The sequence below is a fragment of the Palleronia abyssalis genome (assembly GCF_900302445.1).
GTDB classification, from domain to species: Bacteria; Pseudomonadota; Alphaproteobacteria; order Rhodobacterales; family Rhodobacteraceae; genus Palleronia; species Palleronia abyssalis.
The window spans coordinates 558,411-571,477 of record NZ_ONZF01000002.1 but is presented as its reverse complement, the minus strand read 5'-3'; the positions used below and the strand labels follow the sequence as shown (position 1 = coordinate 571,477).

Annotated in this window: 15 protein-coding genes; 8 read left to right on the top strand and 7 right to left on the bottom strand. The window is 67.4% G+C overall.

The window, feature by feature from the left end; genetic code table 11:
* Positions 1 to 3: 3 nt before the first annotated feature.
* The 3 genes from PAA8504_RS06540 to PAA8504_RS06530 all read right to left on the bottom strand — a co-directional run bounded on the left by PAA8504_RS06540 (position 4) and on the right by PAA8504_RS06530 (position 3,017).
* Positions 4 to 180, bottom strand: a complete 177-nt coding sequence (locus PAA8504_RS06540) for an aa3-type cytochrome c oxidase subunit IV (protein WP_306419524.1) — start codon at positions 178 to 180, stop codon at positions 4 to 6.
* 43 nt (positions 181 to 223) lie between these two features.
* Entirely contained in the window at positions 224 to 1,252 is a 1,029-nt protein-coding gene (locus tag PAA8504_RS06535; protein ID WP_108893341.1) for an MBL fold metallo-hydrolase, read from the bottom strand.
* Positions 1,253 to 1,313: 61 nt separating this feature from the next.
* Entirely contained in the window at positions 1,314 to 3,017 is a 1,704-nt protein-coding gene (locus tag PAA8504_RS06530; RefSeq protein WP_108893340.1) for an acyl-CoA dehydrogenase, read from the bottom strand.
* 120 nt (positions 3,018 to 3,137) lie between these two features.
* On the opposite strand from PAA8504_RS06530, the gene PAA8504_RS06525 reads away from it, so the two are divergent.
* A complete protein-coding gene (locus PAA8504_RS06525) occupies positions 3,138 to 4,076 on the top strand; it encodes an L-threonylcarbamoyladenylate synthase (RefSeq protein WP_108893339.1) in 939 nt (312 codons plus the stop codon).
* Here PAA8504_RS06525 and PAA8504_RS06520 read toward each other — a convergent pair.
* Positions 4,073 to 4,768, bottom strand: a complete 696-nt coding sequence (locus PAA8504_RS06520) for a DUF1194 domain-containing protein (RefSeq protein ID WP_108893338.1) — start codon at positions 4,766 to 4,768, stop codon at positions 4,073 to 4,075. The genes PAA8504_RS06525 and PAA8504_RS06520 overlap by 4 nt on opposite strands.
* Positions 4,769 to 4,850: 82 nt before the next feature.
* Here PAA8504_RS06520 and PAA8504_RS06515 point away from each other — a divergent pair, with 82 nt between their 5' ends.
* A complete protein-coding gene (locus PAA8504_RS06515) occupies positions 4,851 to 5,594 on the top strand; it encodes a M48 family metallopeptidase (RefSeq protein WP_181375717.1) in 744 nt (247 codons plus the stop codon).
* Positions 5,595 to 5,686: 92 nt separating this feature from the next.
* Here the strand turns inward: PAA8504_RS06515 and pyrC are convergent, their stop codons facing one another.
* The 3 genes from pyrC to PAA8504_RS06500 form a co-directional block, all read right to left on the bottom strand.
* A complete protein-coding gene (gene pyrC, locus PAA8504_RS06510; protein WP_108893336.1) occupies positions 5,687 to 6,976 on the bottom strand; it encodes a dihydroorotase in 1,290 nt (429 codons plus the stop codon).
* 65 nt (positions 6,977 to 7,041) lie between these two features.
* Positions 7,042 to 7,563 carry a hypothetical protein gene (locus PAA8504_RS06505; RefSeq protein WP_108893335.1) on the bottom strand — a complete coding sequence of 174 codons (522 nt, stop codon included), beginning with the start codon at positions 7,561 to 7,563 and terminating at the stop codon, positions 7,042 to 7,044.
* Positions 7,564 to 7,625: 62 nt separating this feature from the next.
* A complete protein-coding gene (locus PAA8504_RS06500; protein WP_108893334.1) occupies positions 7,626 to 8,564 on the bottom strand; it encodes an aspartate carbamoyltransferase catalytic subunit in 939 nt (312 codons plus the stop codon).
* A gap of 120 nt (positions 8,565 to 8,684) precedes the next feature.
* Here PAA8504_RS06500 and PAA8504_RS06495 point away from each other — a divergent pair, with 120 nt between their 5' ends.
* From PAA8504_RS06495 to PAA8504_RS06470, 6 genes are all read left to right on the top strand, one after another.
* Positions 8,685 to 9,392: a lysozyme family protein gene (locus PAA8504_RS06495; protein WP_245897540.1), complete on the top strand. Its 708-nt coding sequence runs from the start codon at positions 8,685 to 8,687 to the stop codon at positions 9,390 to 9,392.
* A 79-nt stretch (positions 9,393 to 9,471) separates the two neighbouring features.
* Positions 9,472 to 10,434: an L-malyl-CoA/beta-methylmalyl-CoA lyase gene (locus PAA8504_RS06490; protein ID WP_108893333.1), complete on the top strand. Its 963-nt coding sequence runs from the start codon at positions 9,472 to 9,474 to the stop codon at positions 10,432 to 10,434.
* Positions 10,431 to 10,832, top strand: coding sequence for a VOC family protein (locus PAA8504_RS06485; RefSeq protein ID WP_108893332.1), 402 nt, complete (start codon positions 10,431 to 10,433; stop codon positions 10,830 to 10,832). The genes PAA8504_RS06490 and PAA8504_RS06485 overlap by 4 nt, the downstream gene beginning before the upstream one ends.
* A gap of 30 nt (positions 10,833 to 10,862) precedes the next feature.
* Positions 10,863 to 11,819, top strand: coding sequence for an acetyl-CoA carboxylase carboxyltransferase subunit alpha (locus tag PAA8504_RS06480; protein ID WP_108893331.1), 957 nt, complete (start codon positions 10,863 to 10,865; stop codon positions 11,817 to 11,819).
* Positions 11,820 to 11,882: 63 nt separating this feature from the next.
* Complete coding sequence (locus tag PAA8504_RS06475) at positions 11,883 to 12,278, top strand: (R)-mandelonitrile lyase (RefSeq protein ID WP_108893330.1); 396 nt, start codon at positions 11,883 to 11,885, stop codon at positions 12,276 to 12,278.
* Positions 12,275 to 13,063: an urease accessory protein UreD gene (locus PAA8504_RS06470; RefSeq protein WP_108893329.1), complete on the top strand. Its 789-nt coding sequence runs from the start codon at positions 12,275 to 12,277 to the stop codon at positions 13,061 to 13,063. The genes PAA8504_RS06475 and PAA8504_RS06470 overlap by 4 nt, the downstream gene beginning before the upstream one ends.
* Positions 13,064 to 13,067 lie beyond the last annotated feature (4 nt).

The following is a 13,067-nucleotide window of genomic DNA, read 5'->3' as shown; positions in this document are numbered from 1 at the left end:
GGGTCAGCCGTTCACAAGGCCGAGGAGGATCAGGGCGACGATGATGACGATCGTCGTGCGCGTGACCCATTTGATGAACGCATCGAACGTCTTCTCCTGAGTCTCGATATTCATCGACCCGTGGGAATGCTTGGCCATGTTCCGCTCCGCGAGATTTGCTGCGCCGGTCTGATAGACCATTCGGATATCCCTGTCACCGCCCTTTCGGCGCGGCTATCGCCCATTAAGCCGCGACGAAGCGCCAGGCGCCGTCCTCGCTGATCCGTCGCTCGGCGCGGCCAGTATGGACCAAGTGCATGCAGTGGGCCATCGCCTCGACCAGCGCAAAGCCGTACTGGCTGCCGCCGATCTCGCGTCCGAAGACGGGGATATAACATTCGACCGCCGTGCGCGGTCGGTCGAGATGCACAACCAGCCGATCCAAGGCATGGCGGTGGTTGTCCATCATCTGCCGCATGCGCACAGGCAGGCCAGTAAAGGGCAGCTTGTGGCCGGGCAGGACAAGCTTGTCTTCGGTTGCGAATCCCTGGAACCGCTCGCACGAGGCCAGCCAATCGCCCACTGGGTCGGCCTCGGGCTCGGTCGCGTAGATTCCGAGGTTGGGGGAGATCGACGGCAGAAGCTGATCGCCCCCCAGGACGAGGGGGCCGCCCTCTTCCCACAGGGTAGCATGTTCGGGGGCGTGGCCGTCGCCCATGTGGATATGCCACCACCGCCCGGCAAGCTGAATCATGTCCTGATCCGCCAGACGAGTATACCCAAGGGGCATCGGTGCCACGCCGTCGGCGAAGTTGAAGGGGCGTTCGGACATGCGTTGGGCCAGGATATCCTCGGCCATGCCCGCGGCCTTCCAGTAGGCGACCGTTTCCGGAACGGGGCGTTCCTGCACGTCCAGCGTCAGCATCCGCGCCATCAGCCAGCCCGTTCGGGGCATCAGAAGCTCGGCCCCGAACTCGGCCTGGAACCAGCCCGCGAGGCCGACGTGATCGGGATGGTGATGGGTCACCAGCACCCGCTTCACCCGGCGCGCCCCCAGCGCGGCCCGCCACATGTCCCGCGTTTTCGAGGTGTTGAGCCCCGTATCGACGATAGTGACGCCGTCATCCTCGGACAGGATCCAGCAATTCACGTGGTCCAAGGCCATCGGCAGCGGAATGCGCAGCCATTCAATGCCGTCGGCGACGGTCTGCGGCACCCCGAACGCGGGAGGCTCTGCCCACGGATAGCGCAAGGCGCCTTGCTCTTTCGTCATGCCGAAGACCGTGCTCTCATGGGGGCGGACCTATCCCGGGGTCCACCAACCCGCAAGACCGTCACGCGGCGGCCAAGTCGTCCAGCGTCAGAAGATACAGCCCCTCGTCCCCGCCGCGGGCATGGGCGAAATGCGCCTCGTGCTCGGGCAGCAACCGGTCGATATAGAACGTGGCCAAGGCCTTCCGGCCACTTTCGCCTTCGACGGCCGCCTTCAGATGCGTCACGCCGCCCAGCACCCGGGCGAACCCGCGCAGGTACGGCACCGCACCGGCAAACCGGCTCTGCATGTCCTGATCGACCAGCCATTCGGTCGTCTCGCGCAGCGCCTGGATCGCGTCCCAGACCTTCTGGGCCAGATCCTCGTGCGTGCTGCGCGCGGCTTCCGCGGTCTTCTCCAGCTCGTCGATCAGGGCAAAGGCGGCCTCGCCCCCATCCATCATCTTGCGCGCGACCAGGTCCATCGCCTGAATGCCGTTCGTCCCCTCGTAGATCGGGGTGATCCGCGCATCGCGGCTGAACTGGGCGGCACCGGTTTCCTCGACGAAGCCCATGCCGCCATGGACCTGTACGCCTTCATGCGCAACGGCGTTGCCCACATCGGTGCCGAAGGCTTTGGTGATCGGCGTCAGAAGTGCGGCGCGGGCCTTCCACGAGGCCTCACCCGTGGCGGTGGCCATGTCGATGGCGACCGCGTTCATCAGAGAGATCGACCGCGCGGCGAACAGGTCGGCTTTCATGTGGGTCAGCATCCGGCGCACATCGGCATGTTCGACGATGGTGCCCGACCCGCCGGCCTTGCCCTGCGTGCGGTCCAACGCATAGGCCAGCGCGTGCTGGTAAGCGCGTTCGCCCACGCCAATCCCCTGCACGCCGACGCCCAGACGCGCGTTGTTCATCATGGTGAACATCGCGGCCATGCCCTTGTGCTCGGTCCCGACCAGCCAGCCCTTGGCGTTGTCGTATTCCATCACCGCGGTGGGCGAGCCGTGGATGCCCATCTTTTCCTCAAGGCTGACGACGCGGAGGCCGTTGCGCTCACCCGGTTGGCCGTCTTCGGTCGGCAGGAATTTCGGGACGAGGAACAGGCTGATCCCCTTGGTGCCCGGCGCGGCATCTGGCAGGCGCGCCAAGACGAGGTGCACGACGTTCGGCAGGAAATCCGCGTCGCCCCACGTGATGTAAATCTTCTGGCCGCTGATCTTGTAGGTGCCGTCGCCGTTTGGTTCGGCCTTGGTGCGCAGCGCGCCAACGTCAGATCCGGCCTGCGGCTCGGTCAGGTTCATGGTTCCCGACCATTCGCCGCTGGTCAGCTTGGGCAGATACAGCGCCTTCAGCTCGTCGCTGGCGTGATGTTCCAGCGCCTCGATCTGGCCTTGGCTCAGCATCGGGCACAGTTGCAGCGACAGGCAAGCCGCCGACATCATCTCGTTCACGGCCGTAGCCACTGTCATCGGCAGGCCCATGCCGCCGTATTCGGGGTCCGAGGCCATACCGACCCAGCCGCCTTCGGAAATCGCCTTGTAGCCTTCGTCAAACCCCGGAGAGGTGCGCACGACGCCGTTTTCCAGCCGCGCGGGATTGCGGTCGCCGGGCCAGTTCAGCGGTGCGAGCACTTCCTCGCACATGCGGCCGGCCTCGGTCAGGATCTGGTCCACCACGTCGGGCGTGGCTTCGGCATAGCGGTCCGTCGCGGCCACCTTGTCGAGGCCCACGATCTTGTCGAACAGGAACCGAAAGTCCTTGAGCGGGGCGCGATAGGGCATGACAGAATCCTTCGTGGCGGCTTGGATTAAAGAATGTGCTCGGATCCCCCTCAGGGCAAGCGAAACGCGGCGTTACGGCGCGCTGGTCAAAGGGGGGCACCCTGTCGTATCTCGCGCAATATGACGCAGCGCCTCACCCCCGATCCGGACGGCATACGCCGTGCGGCTGCCCTTCTTCGGGACGGCGCGCTGGTCGCGTTCCCGACCGAGACGGTTTATGGCCTGGGCGCCGATGCCACGGATGCCGAATCCGTCGCGCGTATTTTCGAGGCCAAGGGCCGGCCGCGGTTCAACCCGCTTATCGTGCACGTGGAAGAGATCGCGGCGGCAGAGCGGATCGTGAGGTTCGACGCCACGGCGCGGGCACTGGCCGAGGCATTCTGGCCCGGCCCCCTGACCTTGGTGCTGCCCTTGCGCGAGGGGTCGGGGATTGCCGGGCTGACCGCCGCGGGCCTGCCGACGCTGGCCGTCCGCGTTCCCGCCGCCCCTACTGCCCGGGCGTTGCTGGCAGAGGCCGGGCGCCCCGTCGCGGCGCCGTCGGCCAACCCGTCCGGCCGGGTCAGTCCGACGACGGCAGACCACGTGATCGCGGGGCTGGGGGGCCGTATCGCGGCGGTGCTGGATGGCGGGCCCTGCACGGTGGGGCTTGAGTCGACGATCCTGAAACCCCAGGACGGCCAGATTTTCGTATTGCGGCAGGGCGGCCTGCCGGAGGAAGCGGTCGCCGACCTGCTGGGCCGCCGCCCGGATGTGCCGCCCGCGACCGGACTGCCGGATGCGCCGGGGCAACTGGCCTCGCACTACGCGCCTTCGGGGCAGGTTCGGCTGAACGTCACCGCGCCCGAACCGGGCGAGACCCTGCTGGGCTTCGGCCCGGTGGATGCGACGCTTAACCTCTCACCCTCCGGCGACCTTACTGAAGCGGCGGCGCGGCTGTTCGACTGCCTTCAGGCACTGGACCGCAGCGGCACGGCGCGGATCGCCGTCAGCCCGATCCCCGAGGAAGGGCTGGGCCGCGCGATCAACGACCGCCTGCGCCGGGCCGCGGCCCCGCGCTAGCGTCCCGCCACGACCGGGCCGCCGCTGATCCCCGAGATTTCCAGCACCAGCTTGCGCCGGACCGCCGCCGCGAAGCTGTCGCGCGTTTCGGCCGTGACGACGAAGGCGCCGAGACCGCCGATGATGCGCTCTTCATACAGTGCCTCGAGCCCGCCCTGCGCGCGGCCCGGATCGCCGGGGCGCAGGATCGGCAAGCCGTTGATGGTCACGCCGGCGGCCAGAACCTGGGCCCGCGCGACCTCGATGGCGGGGCCGGAATAGTTGTTGATCGAATCGCCCGAGAAATCGATCACCCGGCGCCAGCCATCAATGTCGTTCTCGTCCATCAGGCGCAGGCCCTCCAGTAGCGCCGCGCCGATGGCGTTGCGCCCGTAGGCCCGTCGCGGCTGGCCCTGCAACGCGGCGGCGAAGGCGGCGGCATCCTCGGCATTCGCGATCCGCATCCAGTCCACGACAACGGCCTGGTTCGTCGCCCATTCGACGTAAGTCACCGCGATCTCGCCGTAGGCAGTGTTGGCGATGGCCTCCAGCACCTGCGGATCGGTCATCGCGCGCGCATACCCCTCGCGCTGCAACGCGATTTCGCTGGAGTCGATAGACCCCGAGGCATCGGCCAGCAGGACCAGTTCCAGATCCGTGTCCTGGGCGTGGACCGGCGCGGCAAGGCAAAGAAGCAGGAAGAGAAGGCGCATGGGGATCAGCCTAAGGGGCGTGCCCCGCGCCCGGGGATCACGATTGCGGGAACACCCCCCCATTGACCTGCGTTCCGGCGTCATGTGCAGCACATGTTTCTCACGCCGGGGCTTCCTGGCTTCGGCCTTCGCCGCCCCGCTGGCCGTCTCGGGGTGCGACGAAGCGCCCATACTGGTCTCGGACGAACAGGCCGCCCAGATGGGACAGGAGGCGTGGGACCAGATCATCGCCAATACGCCGGTCAGCCGGGATTCGACCTATAACAGCGCGCTGAAGCGTATCTCGGGCGGGCTTCTTCAGGCGGCGGGCGTGAACTCCGAAGGGTGGGAGGTTGCCGTGTTCGAATCCGACCAGATCAATGCCTTCGCCCTGCCCGGCGGCAAGATCGGCGTCTATGAAGGGATGTTCGGGGTCACGCAGAACGATGCGCAACTGGCCGCCATCGTCGGGCATGAAATCGGACATCTGCAAGCCGAACACGCACAGAAGCGAATTTCGGCGCAGATCGCCAAGGATGCCGGCATCAGGATCGTCGCATTCTTCCTGAACATGGGCGGCGTGGAATACGGGCGCGAGATCGCGGCCGCGCTGGGTGTGGGCGTCGATGTGGGCCTTCTGCTGCCCTATTCACGCAATCAGGAGCTCGAGGCCGACGCTCTGGGCCTTCGGACCATGGCCTCGGCCGGGTACGACCCGCAGGCGGCGGTGGCCTTGTGGGAAGCGATGCAGGCCGCGTCCGAAGGGCGCCCGCCCGAGTTCCTGGCGACCCATCCGACCCCGCGATCGCGCATCCGCGAGATCGAAGAGATCCTGACCACGCTGTAGATACGCGCGAATCGATGCAAATGCATTGAAGCAGGCCTGTCCGCGTTGAGGCCGGTTTAACGGGTTCCGCCCGATGTTCGAAACATGGGGGATCAGGGGTGATCGCCTGGGACGGCGGGATCGGGTTCGGGGAAGACCCTGGTCCCGCCGACCCAGGTTCCAAGAACGCGGCCTTCCATGCGCGCGCCATCGAATGGGGTGTTCTTGGACTTCGAGGCCAGCGTGGACCGATCCAGGACGAACGGGGCGTCGGGATCGAACAGCACCAGATCGGCAGGGGCGTCGGGGGACAGCCGCCCACCCGAAAGGCCCAACCGTCGCGCCGGGTTCAGCGACAGCGCCCGCCAGAGGGTCGGCAGGTCCAGGGGCCCGGCATGGACCAGACGCATGGCGGCGGGCAGCAGCGTCTCCAGACCTACGGCGCCGCTTGCCGCTTCCTCGAAGGGCAGACGCTTTGATTCCTCGTCCTGCGGTGTGTGCATGGAACAGATGACGTCGATCAGGCCCGACGCGACGGCTTCGACGGCGGCCAGCCGGTCATCCTCGGACCGCAGGGGGGGCTTCAGCTTGAAGAAGGTCTTGAAATCGCCCAGGTCGAATTCGTTCAGCGTCAGGTGATGGATGCCCACGCCCGCCGTGATGTCCAGACCATTGCGCTTGGCCCGCTCCAACGCGGGAAGCGCCCGGGCCGAGGTGATCTGGTCCACGTGATAGCGCGCGCCCGTCATCTCGATCAGCGAGATGTCCCGGTCCAGCCCCATGCGCTCGGCCATGGCCGAGACCGCGGGCAGCCCCTTGAGCGAGGCGAACTTGCCCCCCGTCGCCGCCGCGCCGCGCGACAGGCCCGGTTCCTGAACATGCCCCACGACCAGCGCGCCCAGCCCCTTCGCGTAAGTCAAGGCCCGCGACAGGATGCGGGTGTCGTCGACCACCGCGTCGCAATCGGTGAACGCGACCGCGCCCGCGTCCATCAGGAACCCGATCTCGACCATTTCGCGCCCTTCGCGCCCCTTGGTCAGAGCCGCCATATGCGCGACGCGGACCCCTGCATCAGCCTGCGCCCGGCGCGAGACGAATTCCAGCACCTCGGGCGTGTCGATGGCCGGGGTGGTGTCGGGCCGCGTGACCATCGTCGTCACACCGCCCCGCGCCGCGGCCCGTCCGGCGGACCGGAAACTTTCCTTGTGACGCTCCCCCGGCTCAGAGACCTTGACCCCCAGATCGACGATCCCGGGGGCTAGGCACTTGCCGCGGCAGTCGATCTCAATCGCGCCATCCGCAGCGGCATCGGAGATCACCCCCTTCGCAATGAAAAGGTCGCCCGCACGCTCCTCCCCCGCTTCGGGGTCGATAAGGCGGGCGTTTCGGAAGGTGATATCCATGGGCCGGTCTCCGCGCGTGTGGCGGGGTGGGCATACGCCGACGGCGGGCCCCGTGGCAACGGCCCCTAGCTGGCGATCAGCCACATGACGAACACGACACCCAGAGCGACCAGAAGCGCAACCGTGGCCACGATCCCGCTTTGCCGGCGCTCGTTGTTGCGCGGCAGCGGCGCGGCGGGCGGCACGCCCGTGGCCGCCGCCTCGGCCGAGGCGGCACGGATGGGCGGGCCTTCGGGCATCGGTCGGTCCCGGCGATAGGACCCCAGATGGCGCAACGGGCTTTGCGGGACAGGTGGGTCGGTGACCGCACGCGGGTGAAGGATCAGGACCGGGCCCTGCGCCGCATCCAGCTTGCCCGCATCGGCGCGGACGTCGGCGGCAACGGCCCCCTCACCTTCGACGAGGTAGCTGGACAACCCAAGATCGGCCAGCGCCCGCGTATCGAGGGCGATGACCTTGTCCGGCTCGACCTCGATCCCGCCCAGCGCCTCGGACAACGCGGCCCCGTCATCGGCCAGCGCCGCGGCTTCGGGCATCGGCAGGTCCACGGCAAAGACGTGAATGGTTTCGGCATCGGTTCGGATCATCGGCCCCTCCTGTCTGATGGGGAAAGACGGCGCGTGCCGGGCGGGTTCCGACGCGGGGGGTATCAGGCCGCCATCTCGCGTCGGTGCCGGGCCAGCAGATCCATCGCCGCCATGCGCACGGCGACGCCCATCTCGACCTGTTCCTGGATGACCGAGCGGTTGATGTCGTCGGCGATGGTCCCGTCGATCTCGACCCCGCGATTCATCGGACCCGGGTGCATGACGATGGCGTCCGGCGCCGCGTGCCCCAGCTTGGCCGCATCCAGGCCGTAGCGGTGGTAATACTCGCGCTCGGACGGGATGAAGCCGCCATCCATCCGCTCGCGCTGAAGGCGCAGCATCATCACCACGTCGGCCCCCGCGAGGCCCTGCGCCATGTCGTGATGCACCTCGACGCCCCAGTCCGCCGCGCCCGAGGGGATCAGCGTGGGCGGCCCGACCAGCCGGATGCGGCTTTCCATCTTACCCAGCAGCCAGATGTTCGACCGCGCCACGCGACTATGGGCGATGTCGCCGCAGATCGCGACCGTCAGCCGGTGTAGCCGCCCTTTCGCCCTCCGGATCGTCAACGCGTCCAGAAGAGCTTGCGTGGGATGTTCGTGCCGCCCGTCGCCCGCATTCAGAACGGCGGCGTTCACCTTCTCGGCCAGCAGGTTCACCGCGCCCGAGTGCGGGTGACGGACCACCAGAAGATCCGGGTGCATCGCGTTCAGGGTCAGAGCCGTGTCGATCAGCGTCTCGCCCTTTTTGATGCTGCTGGCCTGCATCGCCATGTTCATCACGTCAGCGCCCAGCCGCAGACCGGCGATCTCGAAACTGGCCTGGGTCCGCGTCGAATTCTCGAAGAACATGTTGATCTGCGTAAGGCCCTTCAGCGCCTGCGCATGCTTCTCGGGGCCGCGGTTGAGGTCCACGTAGGTCTCGGCCAGGTCGAGGATCGTCGTGATCTCGTCGGGGGCCAGCGGTTCGATACCCAGAAGATGGTTTTGCCGGAACGCCATATCGCCCTCCCTTGCGGCTGAGGGCGGTATAGGCGGCGTGGTCCTGCCGAACAAGTTTCGGCCGGTCGGCAACGGAATGTGAACCTTTTACCCCCACGGTCGCGCGGCAAGGAGGTCCCATTGCCGATCCTGAGAATCCTGCTGATCGTCCTTATGACCGCCGGGTCCGCCGGGGCCGAGGCCGTGTCGATCCTGAACGGGGCCCTTTCCGGCGCGCGCGGGGCGCTGATCGCCGTGCGCCAGGACGAGACGATCACCGGCCCCAGCCTGTTCGCCGGCCGGGCCGAGACGGGGATGTTCGCGCATCGCGCCGTGCCCACCCTTGGCCCGCCCGGGGTGCCGCCGCCGCGTGGCTCGCTCGACCGGCTGCGCCACCTGATCGGGCAGGCGGAATCGCGGCGCGGCGGATATGACGCCGTTCAGCATGGCGCGCGCGTGCGCCCCGGGCGGGCCCCCACGCAGATGACGTTGCGCGAGATCTTCGCCTGGATCGACGCGACGCCGGGCCAGCCCCACGCGATCGGGCGGTACCAGTTCATCCCCTCGACTCTGCGCCGACTGGTGAACATCGTCGGCCTGCGCGACAGCGCGCGATTCACGCCTCAGGTGCAGGACCAGATGGCCGACGTGCTGCTGGCCGAGGCTGGCCTGGGCGAGGTCACCGCCGGTCGGATGGGTCGGCATACCTTCATGAACAACCTCGCGAAGATCTGGGCCGGCCTGCCCAATTCCAGCGGCCGATCGCATTACCACGGCTATGCGGGGAACCGCGCATCGATCACCTGGGCGGATTTCGACGCCGAGATGGCGGCGATCTTTCCCGGATAAAAGGTTGCGGGTTGCGAAGGCCTGCGCATCATTCTATCGGGTCATGGACTTCTCACGATACAAAATTGCGAGGCCGTTCATGTCGTTCAAGGTCCAGCCGACCCCACCCGCGCGTCCAAACCGCTGCCAGTTGTTCGGCCCGGGGTCTCGCCCCGCGATATTCGAGAAGATGGCGGGATCGGACGCGGATGTCATCAACCTCGACCTCGAGGATTCGGTTGGGCCGGACGACAAGGCGGAGGCGCGCAAGAACATCGTGCAGGCCATCGGCGACGTGGATTGGGGCGACAAACACCTGAGCGTGCGGATCAACGGCCTGGACACGCCCTACTGGTATCGCGACGTGGTCGATCTTCTGGAAAACGCAGGCGACCGGATCGACCAGATCATGATCCCGAAGGTCGGCAACGCGTCCGACCTTTATGCCGTCGACGCGCTGGTCACCTCGATCGAGGCGGCGAAGGGGCGCACGAAGCCCATCGCCTTCGAGGTCATCATCGAGACGGCCGCCGGGCTGGCCCACGTGAACGAGATCGCCGCCGCCAGCCCCCGCCTGCAAGCCATGAGCCTGGGCGCCGCGGATTACGCGGCCTCGATGGGGATGGCGACCACCGGAATCGGCGGCACGCAGGAAAACTACTACATGATCCACGAGGGCCAGAAGTTCTGGGGCGACCCGTGGCACTGGGTTCAGACCGCCATCGTCGCCGCCTGCCGCACCCGCGGGATCCTGCCCGTCGACGGACCGTTCGGCGATTTCAGCGACGATGACGGATATCGCGCGCAGGCGTTGCGGTCGGCCACGCTGGGCATGGTCGGCAAATGGGCGATTCACCCCAAGCAGGTCGCGCTGGCGAACGAGGTCTTCACCCCCTCGGACGCGGCGGTCACCGAAGCGCGCGAGATCCTCGACGCGATGGAGGAAGCCAAGCGCACCGGACAGGGCGCTGCCGTCTACAAAGGGCGGCTGGTGGATCTGGCCTCGATCCGGCAGGCGGAAGTCATCGTGAAACAGTCGGAGATGATCGCGAACCGGGGATGAAACTGGCGCTGGTGGCGCTTCTGGTGCCCGACTACGACCCCGCCATCGCGTTCTTCACCGCCATCGGCTTTCATCTGGTCGCGGACGAGGATCAAGGGCGCAAACGCTGGGTCGTGGTCGAGGCGCCGTCTGGCGGCCGGCTTCTTCTGGCGCGCGCGGTGGGCGATCAGCGCGCCAGCATCGGGCGGCAATCGGGGGGGCGGGTCGGGTTCTTCCTGGAAACCGACGATTTCGCCCGCGATGCGGCCCGGATCGAGGTCGCGGGCGGCACGTTCCAAGAAACCCCGCGCGATGAGCCGTACGGTCGCGTGGCGGTCTGGCACGACCCCTGGGGCAACGCGTGGGACCTGATCGCACCCGCATCGCAGACCATTGCACTTGATCGGCCGCCGCCCTAGGGCCATTTCGCGCACCAAGGAGGGCTGTCCATGACGCAATACCTGGATTTCGAGAAACCGCTCGCGGATCTGGAAGGCAAGGCCGAGGAGCTGCGCAACATGGCCGAATCGGATTCGGACGTGGCCGAGCAGGCCCGCGCGCTGGACGCGAAGGCCAAAGCCCGGCTGGAGCAGTTGTATCGCGGCCTGACGCCATGGCAGAAATGCCAGGTCGCACGGCATCCCGAACGCCCCCACTGCCGCGACTATATCCGCGAGTTGTTCACCGAATACACGCCCCTGGCCGGCGACAGGAATTTTGCCGACGACCACGCGGTCCTTGGCGGGCTGGCCCGGTTGGACGGGCGCGCCATCGTCGTGATCGGTCACGAAAAGGGATACGATACGCGGTCCCGGCTGGAGCATAATTTCGGCATGGCCCGGCCCGAAGGCTATCGAAAGGCAATCCGTCTGATGGATCTGGCGGACCGGTTCGGCCTGCCCGTCGTGACCCTGATCGACACACCCGGCGCCTATCCCGGCAAGGGCGCCGAGGAACGCGGCCAGTCCGAAGCCATCGCCCGTTCGACCCAGCGCTGCCTGCAGCTTGGCGTGCCGCTGGTGTCGGTCGTCATAGGCGAGGGCGGATCGGGTGGCGCGGTGGCGTTCGCGACGGCGAACAAGGTCGCGATGCTGGAACATTCCATCTATTCCGTCATCAGCCCCGAGGGCTGCGCGTCGATCCTGTGGAAGGATGCCGAGAAGATGCGCGAAGCCGCCGAAGCCCTGCGCCTGACCGCCCAGGATTTGAAGCGATTGAACGTGATCGACACGGTCATTCCCGAGCCGTTGGGCGGTGCGCAACGCGATCCCAAGGCGGCGATCGCCTCGGTCGGGGCCACGCTGAACGAGCTTCTGGCCGATCTGTCCGACCTGCCGCCCGAGGACGTTCGGACTGCCCGGCGCGAGAAATACATCGCGATCGGCAGCAAGGGTCTCGCCGCCTGACGAGGCGCTTGACGCGCCGCGCTGGGACGCGATGCTGCATGCGGACCTTTCAGGAGCATTCGCATGCAGATCAGCCGCGCCGCCGACCGCAGCCACCAATCCGCCAACAGTGACTGGTTCACCGGCGAGGTTACGATGGCCCCGCTGGCACGCCCCGACGGCCCGTCCCTCGTCGCCGCGCTTGAGGTGACGTTCGCCCCCGGGGCGCGGACCAACTGGCACACGCACCCCGTCGGACAGACCCTGATCGTGACGCAGGGCAAGGGTTGGGCCGCGCGTGAGGGCGAGGCCCGGATCGATATCGGCCCCGGCGATGTGGTGCGCTTCGCCCCGGGCGAACGCCATTGGCACGGCGCCACCACCGACAGCCAGATGACCCACATCGCCATCCAGGAGGCGCAGAACGGGTCCACCACCGCTTGGGCCGAGCCGGTCAGCGACACGGATTATGCCGGATGACGACCGCGACGCTGGAGCGGAGCCGGGGCGACGGACGTATCTCAGCCAAGAGGATCGGCGCGCAATCCCGGCTGGCCACACTGCGGCAGGACGGGTCGGCCAGGATCGGTCTGCCCCGCGCGCACGGCGGGGTGCAGGGTGTTTTGATCAACACCTCCGGCGGCATGACCTCGGGCGACCGTATGCGCTGGCAGGCCGACGCCACCTCCGGCGCACAGCTGACCCTGACCACCCAGGCCTGCGAGCGGATCTATCGCTGCAACGACGGTCCGGCCGAGACGACGGTCCGCCTGAGCGCTGCATCGGGGGCGCATCTGGCCTGGTTGCCACAGGAGACTCTGCTCTATGACCGTGCCCAGTATCGCCGCCGGATCGAGGTCGATCTGGCCCCCGACGCGCAGTTTCTGCTGGTCGAGCCACTGCTGTTCGGACGCTTGGCCATGGGCGAGGCGGTCAGGCGCGCGTCGATGCGCGACGACTGGCGCATCCGCCGTGACGGTGTGCTGATCCACGCCGAAGCCTTGCGGTTCCACTCGGACGATGTGCCCAACCTTCTGGGCGGAAACATGGCCTATGCCACGGTGATTTTCATTTCCGCACAAACGGAAGGCATGTTGCCGATTGCGCGCCGCATAATCGCGCATTCCGGTGGGGCGTCCGCGATCGGGGACAAGCTCATCTGTCGGCTGGTCGCCCCCGACGGCTACGAGTTGCGCAAACGCCTGGTGCCGTTGATCGCGGCGCTTCACTTCGACCGCGACGTGCCGCGGCTCTGGATGCTCTGAGGGA

What these genes read in the sequence shown, in the direction of transcription:
- PAA8504_RS06480 (WP_108893331.1), top strand. Translation starts at nt 10,863, where the DNA reads ATGACGCAATACCTGGATTTCGAGAAACCGCTCGCGGATCTGGAAGGC.
- PAA8504_RS06500 (WP_108893334.1), bottom strand. Translation starts at nt 8,564, where the DNA reads ATGGCGTTCCGGCAAAACCATCTTCTGGGTATCGAACCGCTGGCCCCC.
- PAA8504_RS06535 (WP_108893341.1), bottom strand. Translation starts at nt 1,252, where the DNA reads ATGACGAAAGAGCAAGGCGCCTTGCGCTATCCGTGGGCAGAGCCTCCC.
- pyrC (WP_108893336.1), bottom strand. Translation starts at nt 6,976, where the DNA reads ATGGATATCACCTTCCGAAACGCCCGCCTTATCGACCCCGAAGCGGGG.
- PAA8504_RS06540 (WP_306419524.1), bottom strand. Translation starts at nt 180, where the DNA reads ATGGTCTATCAGACCGGCGCAGCAAATCTCGCGGAGCGGAACATGGCC.
- PAA8504_RS06520 (WP_108893338.1), bottom strand. Translation starts at nt 4,768, where the DNA reads ATGCGCCTTCTCTTCCTGCTTCTTTGCCTTGCCGCGCCGGTCCACGCC.
- PAA8504_RS06485 (WP_108893332.1), top strand. Translation starts at nt 10,431, where the DNA reads ATGAAACTGGCGCTGGTGGCGCTTCTGGTGCCCGACTACGACCCCGCC.
- PAA8504_RS06525 (WP_108893339.1), top strand. Translation starts at nt 3,138, where the DNA reads ATGACGCAGCGCCTCACCCCCGATCCGGACGGCATACGCCGTGCGGCT.
- PAA8504_RS06515 (WP_181375717.1), top strand. Translation starts at nt 4,851, where the DNA reads ATGTGCAGCACATGTTTCTCACGCCGGGGCTTCCTGGCTTCGGCCTTC.
- PAA8504_RS06490 (WP_108893333.1), top strand. Translation starts at nt 9,472, where the DNA reads ATGTCGTTCAAGGTCCAGCCGACCCCACCCGCGCGTCCAAACCGCTGC.
- PAA8504_RS06470 (WP_108893329.1), top strand. Translation starts at nt 12,275, where the DNA reads ATGACGACCGCGACGCTGGAGCGGAGCCGGGGCGACGGACGTATCTCA.
- PAA8504_RS06475 (WP_108893330.1), top strand. Translation starts at nt 11,883, where the DNA reads ATGCAGATCAGCCGCGCCGCCGACCGCAGCCACCAATCCGCCAACAGT.
- PAA8504_RS06530 (WP_108893340.1), bottom strand. Translation starts at nt 3,017, where the DNA reads ATGCCCTATCGCGCCCCGCTCAAGGACTTTCGGTTCCTGTTCGACAAG.
- PAA8504_RS06505 (WP_108893335.1), bottom strand. Translation starts at nt 7,563, where the DNA reads ATGATCCGAACCGATGCCGAAACCATTCACGTCTTTGCCGTGGACCTG.